At 62.6% G+C, this 15,002-nt stretch carries 16 protein-coding genes; 6 read left to right on the top strand and 10 right to left on the bottom strand.

The window, feature by feature from the left end:
- Positions 1 to 53 precede the first annotated feature (53 nt).
- Positions 54 to 722 (top strand): hypothetical protein, encoded by a 669-nt coding sequence (locus BLV09_RS32790; RefSeq protein ID WP_167558962.1) that lies wholly within the window; start codon positions 54 to 56, stop codon positions 720 to 722.
- A gap of 41 nt (positions 723 to 763) precedes the next feature.
- Here BLV09_RS32790 and BLV09_RS32785 read toward each other — a convergent pair whose 3' ends face one another.
- On the bottom strand, positions 764 to 1,303 hold the full coding sequence (locus BLV09_RS32785; RefSeq protein WP_100387521.1) for an adenine phosphoribosyltransferase: 540 nt from the start codon (positions 1,301 to 1,303) through the stop codon (positions 764 to 766).
- A 156-nt stretch (positions 1,304 to 1,459) separates the two neighbouring features.
- Complete coding sequence (locus BLV09_RS32780; protein WP_146690359.1) at positions 1,460 to 3,625, bottom strand: anthranilate synthase component I; 2,166 nt, start codon at positions 3,623 to 3,625, stop codon at positions 1,460 to 1,462.
- 338 nt (positions 3,626 to 3,963) lie between these two features.
- Between BLV09_RS32780 and BLV09_RS32775 the strand changes: the two genes are divergently transcribed.
- Complete coding sequence (locus BLV09_RS32775; RefSeq protein ID WP_146690358.1) at positions 3,964 to 4,965, top strand: VOC family protein; 1,002 nt, start codon at positions 3,964 to 3,966, stop codon at positions 4,963 to 4,965.
- A gap of 161 nt (positions 4,966 to 5,126) precedes the next feature.
- On the opposite strand, the gene BLV09_RS32770 is transcribed toward BLV09_RS32775, so the two are convergent.
- The 3 genes from BLV09_RS32770 to petA all read right to left on the bottom strand — a co-directional run bounded on the left by BLV09_RS32770 (position 5,127) and on the right by petA (position 8,646).
- On the bottom strand, positions 5,127 to 5,801 hold the full coding sequence (locus BLV09_RS32770) for a dienelactone hydrolase family protein (RefSeq protein ID WP_100386334.1): 675 nt from the start codon (positions 5,799 to 5,801) through the stop codon (positions 5,127 to 5,129).
- A 182-nt stretch (positions 5,802 to 5,983) separates the two neighbouring features.
- The gene (locus BLV09_RS32765; protein ID WP_146690357.1) at positions 5,984 to 8,053 is read right to left on the bottom strand and encodes a cytochrome c1; all 2,070 of its coding nucleotides are present in this window, start codon (positions 8,051 to 8,053) and stop codon (positions 5,984 to 5,986) included.
- 65 nt (positions 8,054 to 8,118) lie between these two features.
- Positions 8,119 to 8,646 (bottom strand): ubiquinol-cytochrome c reductase iron-sulfur subunit, encoded by a 528-nt coding sequence (petA, locus tag BLV09_RS32760; RefSeq protein ID WP_100386332.1) that lies wholly within the window; start codon positions 8,644 to 8,646, stop codon positions 8,119 to 8,121.
- A 278-nt stretch (positions 8,647 to 8,924) separates the two neighbouring features.
- Here petA and BLV09_RS32755 point away from each other — a divergent pair, with 278 nt between their 5' ends.
- From BLV09_RS32755 to hemF, 4 genes are read left to right on the top strand one after another with little or no spacing between them, the layout of a single operon-like run.
- Complete coding sequence (locus BLV09_RS32755; protein ID WP_146690356.1) at positions 8,925 to 9,395, top strand: tRNA (cytidine(34)-2'-O)-methyltransferase; 471 nt, start codon at positions 8,925 to 8,927, stop codon at positions 9,393 to 9,395.
- Positions 9,392 to 10,024, top strand: a complete 633-nt coding sequence (gene queE, locus BLV09_RS32750) for a 7-carboxy-7-deazaguanine synthase (RefSeq protein WP_146690355.1) — start codon at positions 9,392 to 9,394, stop codon at positions 10,022 to 10,024. Before BLV09_RS32755 ends, queE begins: the two co-directional genes overlap by 4 nt.
- Before the next feature lie 14 nt (positions 10,025 to 10,038).
- Positions 10,039 to 10,404 (top strand): 6-pyruvoyl trahydropterin synthase family protein, encoded by a 366-nt coding sequence (locus BLV09_RS32745; protein ID WP_146690354.1) that lies wholly within the window; start codon positions 10,039 to 10,041, stop codon positions 10,402 to 10,404.
- Between the two features lie 8 nt (positions 10,405 to 10,412).
- Positions 10,413 to 11,300 (top strand): oxygen-dependent coproporphyrinogen oxidase, encoded by an 888-nt coding sequence (gene hemF / locus BLV09_RS32740; protein WP_146690353.1) that lies wholly within the window; start codon positions 10,413 to 10,415, stop codon positions 11,298 to 11,300.
- 2 nt (positions 11,301 to 11,302) lie between these two features.
- On the opposite strand, the gene BLV09_RS32735 is transcribed toward hemF, so the two are convergent.
- From BLV09_RS32735 to BLV09_RS32715, 5 genes are read right to left on the bottom strand one after another with little or no spacing between them, the layout of a single operon-like run.
- Entirely contained in the window at positions 11,303 to 12,070 is a 768-nt protein-coding gene (locus BLV09_RS32735; RefSeq protein ID WP_146691403.1) for a TSUP family transporter, read from the bottom strand.
- Positions 12,071 to 12,081: 11 nt separating this feature from the next.
- A complete protein-coding gene (locus BLV09_RS32730; protein WP_146690352.1) occupies positions 12,082 to 13,338 on the bottom strand; it encodes a CCA tRNA nucleotidyltransferase in 1,257 nt (418 codons plus the stop codon).
- Entirely contained in the window at positions 13,335 to 13,598 is a 264-nt protein-coding gene (locus BLV09_RS32725) for a DUF6111 family protein (protein WP_100386325.1), read from the bottom strand. The genes BLV09_RS32730 and BLV09_RS32725 overlap by 4 nt, the downstream gene beginning before the upstream one ends.
- The gene (locus tag BLV09_RS32720) at positions 13,595 to 14,254 is read right to left on the bottom strand and encodes a CoA pyrophosphatase (RefSeq protein ID WP_433994369.1); all 660 of its coding nucleotides are present in this window, start codon (positions 14,252 to 14,254) and stop codon (positions 13,595 to 13,597) included. Before BLV09_RS32720 ends, BLV09_RS32725 begins: the two co-directional genes overlap by 4 nt.
- Before the next feature lie 8 nt (positions 14,255 to 14,262).
- The gene (locus BLV09_RS32715; RefSeq protein WP_146690350.1) at positions 14,263 to 14,874 is read right to left on the bottom strand and encodes a DUF1285 domain-containing protein; all 612 of its coding nucleotides are present in this window, start codon (positions 14,872 to 14,874) and stop codon (positions 14,263 to 14,265) included.
- Positions 14,875 to 15,002 lie beyond the last annotated feature (128 nt).

The following is a 15,002-nucleotide window of genomic DNA, read 5'->3' as shown; positions in this document are numbered from 1 at the left end:
CGTAGACGGGATTGGGCTGGATTAGGCGATCAATTCGCCTGATATAATCCTTGATGAGCTACACGCCGGTCTTCATCGTCTGCTCGCCCCGCCCTATCGTCGGCAAGACGACGGTCGCGCGGCTGCTCAGCGAATTCCTGCTGCTGAAAAACGGAACGGTGACCTCCTTCGACATCAACCTGAAGGAGCCGTCGCTGCTCGACTACCTTCCCAGGATAACCGAGACGGCCGAGATCGACGACACGGTCGGCAAGATGCAGCTGATGGACCGCCTGATCGTCGATGACGGCGTCGCCAAGGTCATCGATCTTGGCTACCACGCCTTCGACGAGTTCTTCAAGATGTGCGAGGAAATCGGTTTCATCAAGGAAGCGGCGCGACGCCACGTCGCACCGGTTGTCCTGTTCGTGGCGGATACCGACCGCGTGTCGGCGCGCGGGCACGAAACGCTGAGCCAGCAGATTCCGCCATCCGCGCTGGTCACCATCGACAACGAATATGTGGTACGCGGCGAGCTGCCGTCTGCGTTTTCACGCGGACCGGTGCTCCATATCGCCGCACTTCCGGTGTTCCTGAAAACCTATATCAGCCGGCTGACCTTCTCGTTCACCGATTATTTGCGCCAGGAGAAGGATTCATCGACCGAGCTGCATCAATGGATCCGCAGGAACTATCTCAGCTTTCGCGAGCTGGAGCTGAACCTGATCTTGCAGCAGTCGTGATTTCTTCTCCCTCGCCCCGCAAGCGGGGGGAGTCGGAAAAATCAGTGCCCGTCAAAGGCCATCAGCGTTCGCACCGGCACATCCATCGCCCGTAATTTCGCAGCGCCCCCGAGATCTGGCAGGTCGATGATGAAGCAGGCTGCGACCACATCGGCGCCGATCTGGCGCAGCAGTTTCACGGCGCCCTCCGCGGTGCCGCCGGTGGCAATCAAATCGTCGACCAGGATTACACGCTCGCCAGGATGGATCGCGTCGGCATGCATTTCCATCTCGTCGAGGCCATATTCCAGCGAGTAGGCGATGCGCACTGTGGTATGCGGCAGCTTGCCCTTCTTGCGGATCGGCACGAAGCCGGCGGAAACCTGATGCGCGACCGCGCCGCCGAGAATGAAGCCGCGCGCCTCGATGCCGGCGACCTTGTCGATCTTCGAGCCGGCCCAGGGATGCACCAGCTCATCGACCGCGCGGCGGAACGCACGCGCGTCGCCAAGCAGCGTGGTGATATCGCGAAACAGGATTCCCGGCTTCGGATAGTCAGGGATGGTGCGGACAGTGGCCCTTAAATCATATTCAAAAGTCATCGGTTTCATCTCGTTTCAATGGTCCTATTTTCGTCATTGCGAGCCAACGGGTCGGCGCAGAGCGCCGCCCGATGACAGGCTCCACGAAGCAATCCAGAACCGTTCAACAAGACTGGATTGCTTCGTCGCAAATGCTCCTCGCAATGACGGTTCATTTCAATTGACCGGCACCGCAAGCCGGAATGCATTCTCCACGATGCGCAAGCCGACTTCGCCGCCGAGCGACATCAGTGATTCCGGATGAAACTGCACGCCGCCGACCGGCAGCGTCTTATGCTCGATCGCCATGGCAACGCCGTCTTCGGTGCTCGCGGTTACGCTGAGCACGTCAGGCATGCTGTCCCGTTCGACAAAGAGCGAATGATAACGGCCGATCACGATCTCATTGGGCAGGTTCTGCATCAGCCGCCCGCCGCGCACCTGAACGCGCGATGGCCGGCCATGCGCCGGCTGGCCGAGTTGGCCGAGCTGGCCGCCGAAATATTCGCCGATCGCCTGCACCCCGAGGCAAACGCCGAAGATCGGCAGTTTCTTGCCGAGCGCCGCACCGATCGTCTTGGCAATCCCGAAATCTTCCGGCCTTCCCGGTCCCGGCGACAACACTAGGAGATCATAGTCTTTGGTGCTCAGCATCTGCTGGGCATGGACGTATCGCACGACGGTGACGGCGGCGCCGACCTGCCGGAAATAATCCGCCAGCATGTGAACGAAGCTGTCGTCATGATCGATCAACAGCACCCGCTTGCCCGAGCCGGTCGCGTCGGGCGCAACGGCAGACAGCCGCTTTGGCGGATCGCCGCGCAGTGCCTGAAACAGCGCCGCCGCCTTGACCTGGCATTCACGGTCCTCGGCGGCGGGATCGGAATCGAACAGGCAGGTGGCGCCGACCCGCACCTCGGCCAGGCCGTCCTTCATGCGGATGGTGCGGATCGTCAGGCCGGTGTTGATACTGCCGTCGAAATTGACCGCGCCGATCGCGCCGGCATACCAGCGCCGCGGCGAGCGCTCGTTGTCCTCGACGAACTGCATCGCCCACAATTTCGGAGCGCCGGTCACGGTCACCGCCCAGGCGTGGGTGAGGAATGCATCGAGCGAGTCGAAGCCCGGCCGCAGCATGCCTTCGACGTGGTCGACGGTATGAAACAGCTTCGAGTAGGTCTCGATCTGCCGCCGCGCCAGCACCTTGATGCTGCCGGGCACGCACACGCGCGCCTTGTCGTTGCGATCGACGTCGGTGCACATGTTGAGCTCGAATTCGTCCTTTTCCGAATTCAGCAATTGCCGGATCTGCTCGGCGTCGCCGATCGCGTCGGTGCCGCGCGCGATCGTGCCCGAGATCGGGCAGGTCTCGACCCGCCTGCCGTCGGAGCGCACGAACATTTCCGGCGACGCCGACACCAGGAATTCGCCGTCGCCGAGATTCATCAGCGCGCCATAGGGCGAGGGGTTGATCCGGCATAGCCGCTGGAACACTTCCGCCGGCGAACGATCGCAGGGCTCGGCGAACAATTGCCCAGGCACCGCCTCGAACAGATCGCCGCGCGCGAACGCCGCGCGCGCAGTCTCAACCGTCGCCTGATATTCACCTGGCGCATGATCGGCAAACCCCTGCCGCGGCGTCCTCGCATAGACGCTCTCGGCAGTTTCGCGCGGCAGACCTGCGGTGGACTTTCCTTTCCAGGCGAACTCGTAAGACAGCACCACACCGCGCCCGGTGGCGCGGTCGTACGCCAGCAGCCGATCCGGCACGTAAAGCACGATGTCGCGCTGGTCTTTCTCGCGCGCGCGCTTCTGCACGAGGTCCTCGATCTGGAACACGAGGTCATAGGCGAAAGCGCCGAACAGGCCGAGCAACGGATCGTCAGTGGCGCCGAACGCTGCCACCAGCGCGCGTACCAGCGACATCACGCTGGCGCGGCGGGTGCGCTGGTCTTCCTCGACCGGCGCTGGGCCGCGCAGGATATGACCGGCAAGACGGACAGCGCTTTTCTCAGAGATGACGACGCTGGGCTCGCGCAAGGTGTCTGCGAGAAAGGCGATCAGCACTTCGCCGCGCGCATTCAGCGCGGCCAGCGAAAAATCAGAGCCGGATGTTTCCAGCCGCAGCGGCGGATCGGAGAAGCCGAGATCGAAGCTCTCATAGCGGCCAGGCACCGTGGTGCCCGACGACAGCACCACCCCGCGACGGCGGTCGAGCAGATCGATCAGATCATCGAGCCTGCTGGCGCCACCGGTGAATTGCTCCACTGACCGCGAAACCTCGAGGCCGCTGCGGGTGCGGTATTCGCTATAGGCGGGAAGCGAGAAAGCTGTCCTGTTCATGTGATCCTCTTACGAAACTTGCCGAGGAAACGCCACACAGGACAAACGAAAAGGCCGTCGCGCTGCGATGACGGCCTCTAACGATTGGAGAAAATGAAATCGCACCGGCCACCTTTAGAAGGTGCGCCACCAAAGACGGTTTTCGCGGACGACGATGCTCATGGACCGAGTAAACACCATGGCCGCGCCGGTTCGTCAAGGGATGCCCAGCCGGGCCGCAGCCTGGCGGGCCGTGGCTGGGGCGCATCTTTTGGGTTTGAAACGGGCAAAATATGCGTAGGATTTAAGCAAGCACGACGGAATTAACGATCGGGCTTCACAATCAGCGGAGGCGCGCAATGCCCGTACAGGCCTTGGGATATGTCGGATTTGGATCGGCCGATCTCGACGGCTGGCGGCAGTTCGGAACCGGTCTGGTCGGCCTGCAGGCGGTGGAACGCAGCGCTTCGCTGCTCGCCTTCCGGATGGACGACCGCAAACAACGCATCGTGATCGACCGCTCGTTGCCGGAGGGCGCGCGCTTTTTCGGCTGGGAGGTTGCCGACGCGGCCGCATTGGACGCGCTTGCGGCGCGGCTGGAAGCGGCCAAGGTCGATGTCACGGCCGAACCGCAGACACTTGCCGATAACAGGCGTGTTCGCGGCCTGATTTCGTTTCGGGATCCGGCGGGCAATCGCCTCGAAGCGTTTTACGACGCCGAGGTCGACGACACGCCGTTCAGTCCCGGCCGTTCGATTTCGGGTTTCCGCACCGGCCCGCTCGGCGTCGGTCATGCCGTGCTGACGGTCGAGAATATCGACACGGTGATGCCGTTCTATGTCGATGTGCTCGGCTTCGGACTCAGCGACTACATGCAGAAGCCGTTTCGCGCCTATTTTTTTCACGTCAATGCGCGGCATCACAGCCTTGCCTTGATCGAGACCGGACGCAACGGCATGCATCATCTGATGGTCGAGCTGTTCTCGCTCGACGATGTCGGCCAGTCCTATGATGTCGCCTTGAACCAGGCCGAGCGGGTCAGCGTCACGCTTGGCCGTCACACCAACGATCTCATGACATCGTTTTACGCCAAGACGCCATCCTCGTTCATGGTCGAATGCGGCTGGGGCGGTCGCGAGATCGAGCCGCAGACATGGCAACCGCTCGAACTGAAGGATGGTCCGAGCCTGTGGGGACATGAGCGCGTGTGGCTGCCGCCGGAGGATCGTGATCTGGCGCGCGAGATGCGGATGCGTGCAGCCGCTGCCGGCCTCCGCGCTCCGGTTCAGGTGATGGACGGCAATTACAAGCTGATGACCGGGACGTGCGCGTGGTGGGACGGGGTTAGCGGCAAGGGCTGAGCGATGTGGGTCGCAGGCCTCGCCGCAAACACGGTACGCCCTCTCTCCCGCTTGCGGGGGGAGAGATGGAGAGGGGGCATCGCGAGCATTGTGCTCGTAGTGGCCCCCACCCTAACCCTCCCCCGCAAGCGGGAGAGGGAATCGCGCCTGTGACGCTTGCCTCACCCCAGATGCTTTTTGAAAAACTCCGTGGCGCGGCCCCAGGCCAGCTCTGCCGCCTCACGGTCGTGCACCGCCATCCGCTGCTCGTTGACGAAGGCGTGTTCGGCGTCATAGCGGAACAGCTCCAGCGATTTGCCGGCGGCCTTCATGGCCTTCTCGAACCCGTCGACCAGTTGCGGCGTGCACCAATCGTCCTTGTTGGCGAAATGCGCCTGCAGCGGAATCTTGATGTCGGCGGGCTTTGCCGCCTGCTCCGGCGGAATGCCGTAGAACACCACGCCCGCGGCCAGCTCCGGCACCCTGGCAGCGCCGATGATGGTCACGGCGCCGCCGAGGCAGAAACCGGTCAGGCCGACCTTGGCGCCGTTCCTCGACAGATACTGCACCGCGCCGCGCACGGTCTGCGTGGTGGCATCGATGAAATCCAGCGAGTTCATCTCTTTGCCGGCCGCATCCGTGTCGTGATACGGCACCACCTTGCCCTTGTAGAGATCTGGCGCCAACGCGTCGAAGCCAGCCACCGCGAAGCGGTCGCACAGCCCCTTGATCTGGTCCGACAGCCCCCACCATTCCTGGATCACCACCACGCCCGGCGCATTGCCGCGCGCGGCGTTGGCGAGATAGCCGTGAGCTTCCTTGCCGTCGGGACGCTTGAACGTGATGCTGGTGCCCATGGGTTCCTCCGCTGATTTCGTCGTTGGTTTCGTCGTTGATTTATTGGGGGCCGATTGGTGGCCATTTTGTCCGTTGCGCGGCCGGGACGCAATCGCCCTGCTGTAACGTGATGGTGTTTGCCGCTTACCCAACAAAAAAGCCCCCGCAGGGGCTTTTCCAGTCCGGATATGCGATCCCGAGATCAGTGCGCGTTGGCCCAGACCTTCTTTTTGGTGAAGTACATCAGGCCTGCGAACAGGATCAGGAACACGAACACCTGCATGCCGATCCGCTTGCGCGCCTCCATGTGCGGCTCCGCCGTCCACATCAGGAACGTGGCAACGTCCTTGGCGTATTGCGCAACCGTCACCGGCGACCCGTCGTCAAACGTCACCTGACCGTCGCTCAACGGCTTCGGCATCTTGATGGCGTGGCCCGGGAAATATTTATTGTAGTAGGAGCCGTCCGGAATGGTCACGCCGGCCGGCACCTTGTCGTCGAAGCCCTGCAGGATGGCGTCGACATAGTTCGGGCCCTGCTCCTGGAATTGCGTGAAGAAATCGAAGATGAATTGCGGGAAACCGCGCTCATAGGAACGGGCTTTCGTGATCAGCGACAGGTCGGGAGGCGCAGCCCCACCATTGGCCGCGCGCGCGGCCTGCTCGTTGGGGAACGGCGCAGGGAAGTAATCGGCGGGCCGGCCCGGCCGTTCGAACATGTCGCCCTGATCGTTCGGGCCATCCTTGATCTTATAGTCGGACGCGAAGGCCGCCGCCTGAGCTTCCGAGAAACCGGGACCGCCGGGATCGGCGAGATTGCGGAACGCGATATAATTCAGGCTGTGGCAGTTGGAGCAGACTTCCTTGTAGACCTTCAGGCCGCGCTGCAACGCTCCGCGATCGAACTTACCGAAGGGGCCGGCGAACGACCAGCTCTGCGACGGCGGCGTATCGTCCTCCGCCGCGCGGGCGTTTTGCGCGCTGCCGGCGAACAGCGTACCAGCAACCATGAGGGCAATCACCGTCGACACCATCGGTGCCGATTTGCTGCCGGTTTTGGACAGCACGTCGGCGGCGATAGAGTTCGGCAGCGGCCGCGGCGTTTCGATCCGGCTGAGCAGCGGCAACAGGATCAGGAAATAGGCGAAGTAGCAGAAGGTCAGGACGCGGCCTGCGATCACGTAGATGCCTTCCGGCGGCTGCGCGCCGAGATAGCCGAGCAGCACGCAGACGACGACGAAGATCCAGAAGAACTGTTTCGCCAGCGGACGGTATTTGGACGAGCGCGTCTTGGCGCTGTCGAGCCAGGGCAGGAACGCCAGCACGATGATCGCCGAGAACATCGCGGTGACGCCCGCGAGCTTGTTCGGGATCGAGCGCAGGATCGCGTAGAACGGCAAATAATACCATTCCGGCACGATGTGCTGCGGCGTCACGCCGGGATTGGCGGGGATGTAGTTGTCGGCGTCGCCGAGATAGTTCGGCATGTAGAAGATGAACCAGGCGAAGAAGATCAGGAAGCAGGAGACGCCGAACATGTCCTTGATGGTCGCGTAAGGCGTGAACGGCACGGTGTCCTTTTCCGTCTTCGGCTCGACGCCGGTCGGATTGTTCTGGCCTGCGACATGCAGCGCCCAGACGTGCAGCACCACGACGCCGGCGATCACGAACGGCAGCAGGTAATGCAGTGAGAAGAAGCGGTTCAGAGTCGGGTTGCCGACGGAATATCCACCCCACAGCAAAGTCACGATGCTCTCGCCGAAATAGGGCACGGCCGAGAACAGGTTGGTGATGACGGTGGCGCCCCAGAAGCTCATCTGGCCCCAGGGAAGCACGTAGCCCATGAAGCCGGTGGCCATCATCAGCAGGTAGATGATGACGCCGAGGATCCAGAGGATTTCACGCGGCTCCTTGTACGACCCGTAATACAGGCCGCGGAACATGTGGATGTAGACGGCAAGGAAGAACATCGAAGCGCCGGCCGCATGCATGTTGCGCAACAGCCAGCCGTAATTGACGTCGCGGACGATGCCTTCGACCGAGCGGAAGGCGAGATCGGCGTTCGGCGTGTAATGCATCGCCAGGATCACGCCGGTGAGGATCTGCACCACGAGCATCATCGAAAGGATGGCGCCGAAGGTCCACCAGTAGTTCAAGTTGCGTGGCGTCGGATAGGCCACGAACGAGGAGTGGACGAGACCGAAAATCGGGAGACGCCGTTCAATCCACTTCACGGCTGGATTGGTCGGCTGGTAGTCGGATGGTCCGCTCATGATGCGATCCTGAGGAATTTAAAGACGAAGCGACGGGCGAGATACTCGGACACCTGTTCCGGGCTTCAGCCAATCTGGATTTTGGTATCGGAGACGAATTGATAGGGCGGGACCGCCAGATTCAGGGGCGCCGGCCCCTGGCGAATACGACCCGAGGAGTCGTATTGCGAACCGTGGCAGGGGCAGAAGAAGCCGTCGTAATTGCCCTCATGCGCAATCGGGATACAGCCGAGATGGGTGCAGATGCCGATCACGACCAGCCACTGGTCGTGGCCATCCTTGACCCGGGACTGGTCGGTGGCCGGATCGGGAAGGCTCGCCACGGGCACCGCGCGGGCCTCGTCGACCTGCTTCTTGGTGCGGTTCATGATGTAGATCGGCTTGCCGCGCCAGAACACCTTGATGTCCTGCCCTTCAGCGATCGGCTTCAGATCGACCTCGATCGGCGCGCCCGCCGCGATCGTCGAAGCGTCCGGATTCATCTGGGAAACGAGCGGCCATATCGTGGCTACTGTGCCAACCGCAGCGGCGGCTCCTGTTGCAACAAAGAGGAAATCACGGCGTGTCGAGCCCGCCGAAGACGCTGTCGTCACGATTCCAAACCCTTTCTCAGCTGCAGCCGGTGGAACCGCCTCAGGGAACGCCCATACGAACCAGAGGAGGCCTGCCGGCGCCCGCGACCCCCGCGGCGGCAAGAAGACCGCTTTGCCCCATCCAATTGGGCGGAACAGGCAGTCCAGAATCGTTCTATTGGCACCCTTGCCGTGAGAGCGCAAGCCCGCTATCGGCTCGCAAGCGTGCAATGCACTAAATCCGCGCCAGACGACGATTTATTCAGACATTTCATCAGCGCTTCACAAGCCGACAGCCCATGCAAATCGCGCTTTTCCAGCCCGACATCCCCCAGAACACCGGGACGATTCTGCGCCTTTGCGCATGCATGGACGTGGCGGCCCATATTATCGAGCCGGCCGGCTTCGCGATCTCCGATCGGCGCTTCCGCCGCGCAGGCATGGATTATCTCGATCAGGTAACCCTGACGCGTCACGACTCATGGTCAAAATTCGACCAATGGCGTAAGGAGGCGGGTTACCGGCTGGTCCTGTTCACCACCAAGAGTGCCAGCCCCTATCTTGATTATCAGTATCGGGCGACAGACATCCTGCTGTTCGGGCGCGAAACGGCAGGCGTGACCGATGAGGTGGCGGCCGCGGCCGACGCGAAGCTGGTGATCCCGATCAAGCCCAGTTTGCGCTCGCTCAATGTGGCGATGGCCGCCGCCATGGCACTAGGCGAGGCGCTGCGGCAAACCAACGCCGGAGTTAAGGAGACGCTGCGGTGAGTTACGCGGTCAAGGAAATCTTTCTGACCCTGCAGGGCGAAGGCGCCCATGCCGGCCGCGCCGCGGTGTTCTGCCGGTTCTCGGGCTGCAACCTCTGGAGCGGCCGCGAGCAGGATCGCGCCACCGCGACCTGCCGGTTTTGCGACACCGATTTTGTCGGGACCGACGGCACCCTCGGCGGCCGCTATGGTTCGGCCGCGGAACTTGCCGATACCATCGCCGGGCAATGGATGGGCGCCGAGGCCAACCGCTACGTGGTATTGACCGGCGGCGAGCCCCTGCTGCAAGTCGATACGGCTCTGATCGACGCGCTCCATGGACACCGCTTCAGCATCGGCATTGAGACCAACGGCACGATCGAGCCGCCCGACGGCATGGACTGGATCTGCGTTAGCCCAAAAGCCGGCGCGGAGCTCGTGGTCCGGCGGGGCCATGAACTCAAGCTGATTTATCCGCAGGCGGACGCGGCACCGGAGGCCTTTGTCGATCTGGCCTTTGAGCGCTTCTCGCTACAGCCGATGGACGGGCCCGACGTGATCGAGAACACCGCGCGCGCGGTTGATTATTGTCTGCGGCATCCGCAATGGCGGCTCAGCCTGCAGACGCATAAAACACTGGGTATCAGATAGGTCTGGATTTGCCGATGTGGGAATTGACGAAATCGTTCCGGTTCGAGGCCGCGCATGCGCTGCCGGGAACGACGTTGGGCGAGGCCAGCGAGGAAATCCATGGCCACTCGTTCCGCGCTGAAGTCAGTATCCGCGGCATGCCCGATCCGGCGACCGGGATGGTGCTCGACCTCGGCCTTCTCGAACGGAGCATGACGGACGTGCGAAAGATGCTCGACCACAAGCTGCTCAACAAGGTCGACGCGCTCGGGCCGCCGACACTGGAGAACCTTTCCCGCTTCATCTGGGAAAAGGTCCAGCACGCCGGTCACGTCACGCGGGTCAGCGTTCACCGCGACAGCTGCAACGAAAGCTGCACTTATTTCGGCCCGCAGAGCTAAGCACCGGCATGGACCTTTCCGTAATCGAAGATCGCAAGGCGCTGGCCCGGCAATGGTTCGAAAGCTTGCGCAATGACATTTGCGCAGCCTTCGAGAAACTCGAAGACGAGGCCCCCGCCTCGCTCTATCCCGGCGAGGCCGGACGTTTCGTGCGCACACCCTGGGACCGCACCGATCACACCCGCCAGCCGGGCGGCGGCGGCGTGATGTCGGTCATGCGCGGACGGTTGTTCGAGAAAGTCGGCGTGCATTGCTCAACGGTGCATGGCGAATTCGCGCCGGAATTCCGCGCGCAAATCCCCGGCGCCGCCGACGATCCCGCGTTCTGGGCCTCGGGCATTTCGCTGATCGCGCATCTGCGCAACCCGAACATTCCGGCGGTGCACATGAACACCCGCTTCGTCGTCACCACCAAAGCATGGTTCGGCGGCGGGGCGGATCTGACGCCGCTACTCGAGCGGCGCCGGACCCAGCAAGACGCCGATACGGTGGCTTTTCACGCCGCGATGCAGGCCGCGTGCGATGCTCACGCCGCCATCGCGCCGTACGCAAAATACAAGAAATGGTGCGACGACTATTTCTATCTTCCGCACCGTAAAGAGGCCCGCGGCATCGGCGGCATTTTCTACGATTGGCACGACAGCGGCGACTGGAACGCCGATTTTGCTTTTACGCAGGATGTCGGCCGTGCCCTGCTGAAAACCTATCCGGAGCTTGTCCGGCGCAATTTCGGCACGCCGTGGAGCACCGCCGACCGTGACGAGCAGTTGATCCGGCGCGGACGCTATGTCGAATTCAATTTGCTCTATGACCGCGGCACGATTTTCGGATTGAAAACCGGCGGCAACGTGGATTCCATTCTGTCGTCGCTGCCGCCCGAGGTGAAGTGGCCCTGACTTTACGATAACTGCCGCAGCCCTGAGGAAATCATCACCAAGCCGCCGGCAATCACTGCAACATCAAGGATCGCGGTGTGAATATGCACTGGCATGCGCTCGACAAAGGCGCGCGCAAGGAATGCCCCCGGCAGCGCCACCACACCGATCAACAGCGCAAACGCAAGCACCTGAGCGTTGACGACACCGGCCAATCCGAACACCGAAATCTTGATGACGCTGGTCGCAAGCGAAATCACTGCGTCTGTGGCGATGACGGCAGCGCCTTCGAGACCCACCGCCATCAGCAGCGACAGCAGGATCACGCCCGATCCGGAGGTGCCGCCGACCACCACGCCATAACCGACCGCGCCTAAGCCAAGCCCGGTGTCGCCGATCCGGACATCGTGGCGCTTGAGCAAACGGCGCAGCGGCACGCTCGATATCAGCATCGCGCCGATCACCACCGCTGCCCCGGCATTGGTAAGCCGCGTATAGCCGTAAGCGCCGAGCGCGGTCGTCACCGCCGCCGCGGCAATCACGATCAGCGCGCGGCGGCGGTCGGCATAACGCAGATAGGCAACGAAACGGCTGAGGTTGGTGAAGATCGAGGAGATCGCGATGATCGGCACCACCGGCCCGGCGCCGATCAGCGGCACCAGCACCAGCGGCATCAGCGCGCCAGTGCCGTAGCCGGCCAAACCTCCGAGCACAGCAGCAAACAACGCCACGCCGGCAACCAGCAACAGTTGAAGCAGGGAAATATCGGCAAAGCCGGACATGATGTTCACAGCCACAATGTTCAAAGTCGGTGGTCGCGGTTGAAACGTGTGACGGTCTGGTCGGCGATGGCTATAAGCGAGGGCTGATCCATCGGGAAGCCCGCCGCGAGCCAGGCATCTTCGGCCAGGGCGATTACGTGACCGAGCGCGGGGCCTTCGGCAATTCCGCGCGTGATGAAATCAGCCGCTTTCAACGGAAATTTCGGCGCGGCCCAGCGCTCGGGCAAACTTACCAACTCCCGCCAATACGCGGTGTCTGTGTCCGCGCCCGCCCGCGCCCACGCCAGCATCAGCCGGTTGCGATAACGCTCTGGCCCAAGTCGGTAGAGCCGCCGACGCGCCCTCGCCTCGTCCATGCCGGCCAGCCGCCACCAGCGATGGCCCATGGAATCGAGCGTTTTGGTTTCGCTGTTGGTCAGCCGCAGGCGCCCGGACAGCCGCCTCGCATCCTCGGTGACGGCGACCGCAAGCGCACCGAGCCGGCGAATGGCGCTCGGCGAAAGTCCCAGCGCGCGCTCGACCGAAATCATCGCGCTGAACGGCCCGATATAGGCGATGCCGCCCAAAATAGCCTGCAACAACCCGCCGTCGGCCATCGCTTCGACAGCGCCCACCGCGCCTTCCGCGACCATCAGCTTCAGCATCTCCATGCGCATACGTTCGGCGGAAAGGGTCTCAAGGCCCGCGCGCGCGCCGATGCAGGCGAGGTATCCCGCGCGATCGGGTTCACCTGCGCCATAGGCGGCGTGAATGCGGAAGAACCGCAGGATGCGCAGATAATCCTCAGCAATACGCCGGTCCGGATCGCCGATGAAGCGCACGCGTCTTGCGGCGATATCCTCAAGGCCGCCGACATAGTCATGCACGACGCCATCGGCATCGACCGACAGACCGTTGATGGTGAAATCGCGCCGCTGCGCATCGCGCATCCAGTCGCGGCCGAACGCAACCTTCGCCTTGCGGCCAAAGGTCTCGATGTCCTCGCGCAAGGTGGTGACCTCGAACGGCTGCGCCTCGACCACGAGCGTCACCGTGCCATGCTCGATGCCGGTAGGTACGCTCTTGACGCCGGCCGCCCTGGCGCGGCGAATGACTTCGTCAGGTGACGCCGTCGTCGCGATATCGATATCGCCGGTCGGAATTCCGAGCAACGCGTTGCGAACCGCGCCGCCGACCACGCGCGCCTCGGCGCCCGCGCCGTTCAACAATTCGAGCACGCGGGCGGCTGGACCGGATCTGAGCCAGGGCGCGTCGTCAAGCACGCGCACATCCGTCATTTTTGAGCTCCCGGAACGAGTTTGCCATTCTCGACATGCGCGGGAATATAGGTCGAGTTTGGTGGCGCACCGGAAAAATGCGTCAGCACAACGAAACCGATCACGACAAGCACCAGCGAACCCAATGCCAATTTGGCGACGACGTGCAAAGGCCACGAGGTCTGCACCATAAAACCGGAGCGCGACGCTATCAAAAAAACCGCATAGACCACAAAGGGGAGCAGGAAAATTCCGACTTCGGTGAAAGCCGGACGGATCATGGCAAATAGATCCGCTCGTACAGTACGCGAAGAATTCCCGCCGTCGCGCCCCAGATGTAGCGTTCCGCAAACGGCATGGCGTAGTATGAACGCACAATGCCGCGGAATTCCTTGCTGTGCACCTGATGGTTGTCAGGATTCATCAGGAACGCCAGCGGCACCTCGAATGCATCGTCGACCTCGGCTTCATTGATGCGCAGCTTGAATCCCGGCCGCACCCGCGCCACCGTCGGCAGGATGCGAAATCCGAAGCTGGTTCCGTACAGATCGAGATAGCCTACCGGATCGATGAATTCACGCGTGAGGCCGACTTCCTCAAGGGCCTCGCGCAACGCGGCATCGAGCGGCGTGGCGTCGGTCGCATCGATCTTGCCGCCGGGAAAGGAGATCTGGCCGGCATGATCGTTGAGATGCGCCGATCGCTGCGTCAGCAGTACGGTCGGTTGCGGATGGTCCACCACCGGAATCAGGACCGCCGCCGGGCGGATCGGCTGTTCGCGCGCGAGGATCTCGAGCATTCGATCGGTGCCGGCATCGCCGCTCGGCGGAACGATGTTCGGGTCGAACAGGCCGGGTGGAACGTCGAAATGCAACCGCGCGCGCGCCCGATCGAAGAACTCCACTGAACTGATCGCAGCGGGTTCCGTCTTCAACATCGGCTCGTTCAAAGCGCCGCCCTCACCTGCTCTGCGTCGGCCATCGCGAAAAATTCGCCTGACGATGCGACCCCAAACATCGGACGACCATCGACCACTCGCTCCTCGCCCATGTCAACCAGATCATAATAGATCGCCCGCGTAACCTTGGCCCACAGATCGGCGCGGACGTGAACATAGGGCGTAAGGCCGCCGTCGGCGGCGGCCGTAAATCGCAACCGGTGTGCGGCGTCGCAAGCGACCCAGTCGTCGACATTGGTACGGAACCGCAGCAACCGGCCTTGGCTGTCGCTGTCCTTGAGCATCTCGACGGCGAGAAACGGCGCATCGTCGACACGGATTCCGACTTTCTCCACCGGAGTCACGAGAAAGTGCTTGCCGTCCTCGCGCTTGAGAATCGTCGAGAACAGCCGCACCAGCGCCGGCCGGCCGATCGGCGTCCCCATGTAGAACCATGTTCCATCGCCGGCGATTCGCATGTCGAGATCGCCGCAGAATGGCGGATTCCACAGATGCACCGGCGGCAGCGCCTTTCCGCCCGGGCCGGCATCCGCAGCGTCACGGGCGGCGGCGGTCAAGCCTTCAAGGCCCTGATGCGGAATCTGCCCTTGCTTCGCCATTGTTTACCCTGAATCTCATCGCTTCCATTTGGCACGAATGGTGCACGTATTCCGTGAGGTGTTTGGTGCAGACGTCGTTGCAGCGTTCGGGTGCGTTTCCCGGACGACGGAACGGTTGAAATCTTGAT

The organism is Bradyrhizobium canariense, from assembly GCF_900105125.1.
GTDB lineage: Bacteria > Pseudomonadota > Alphaproteobacteria > Rhizobiales > Xanthobacteraceae > Bradyrhizobium > Bradyrhizobium canariense_A.
The sequence above is the reverse complement of the archived record's forward strand: the minus strand, read 5'-3'. Positions and strand labels throughout refer to the sequence as shown.

Coding starts and splice junctions, on each gene's coding strand:
- BLV09_RS32755 (WP_146690356.1), top strand. CDS start 8,925: ATGCAAATCGCGCTTTTCCAGCCCGACATCCCCCAGAACACCGGGACG.
- BLV09_RS32715 (WP_146690350.1), bottom strand. CDS start 14,874: ATGGCGAAGCAAGGGCAGATTCCGCATCAGGGCCTTGAAGGCTTGACC.
- BLV09_RS32790 (WP_167558962.1), top strand. CDS start 54: ATGAGCTACACGCCGGTCTTCATCGTCTGCTCGCCCCGCCCTATCGTC.
- hemF (WP_146690353.1), top strand. CDS start 10,413: ATGGACCTTTCCGTAATCGAAGATCGCAAGGCGCTGGCCCGGCAATGG.
- BLV09_RS32770 (WP_100386334.1), bottom strand. CDS start 5,801: ATGGGCACCAGCATCACGTTCAAGCGTCCCGACGGCAAGGAAGCTCAC.
- BLV09_RS32725 (WP_100386325.1), bottom strand. CDS start 13,598: ATGATCCGTCCGGCTTTCACCGAAGTCGGAATTTTCCTGCTCCCCTTT.
- BLV09_RS32785 (WP_100387521.1), bottom strand. CDS start 1,303: ATGACTTTTGAATATGATTTAAGGGCCACTGTCCGCACCATCCCTGAC.
- BLV09_RS32765 (WP_146690357.1), bottom strand. CDS start 8,053: ATGAGCGGACCATCCGACTACCAGCCGACCAATCCAGCCGTGAAGTGG.
- BLV09_RS32780 (WP_146690359.1), bottom strand. CDS start 3,625: ATGAACAGGACAGCTTTCTCGCTTCCCGCCTATAGCGAATACCGCACC.
- BLV09_RS32730 (WP_146690352.1), bottom strand. CDS start 13,338: ATGACGGATGTGCGCGTGCTTGACGACGCGCCCTGGCTCAGATCCGGT.
- BLV09_RS32745 (WP_146690354.1), top strand. CDS start 10,039: ATGTGGGAATTGACGAAATCGTTCCGGTTCGAGGCCGCGCATGCGCTG.
- BLV09_RS32720 (WP_433994369.1), bottom strand. CDS start 14,254: ATGTTGAAGACGGAACCCGCTGCGATCAGTTCAGTGGAGTTCTTCGAT.
- BLV09_RS32775 (WP_146690358.1), top strand. CDS start 3,964: ATGCCCGTACAGGCCTTGGGATATGTCGGATTTGGATCGGCCGATCTC.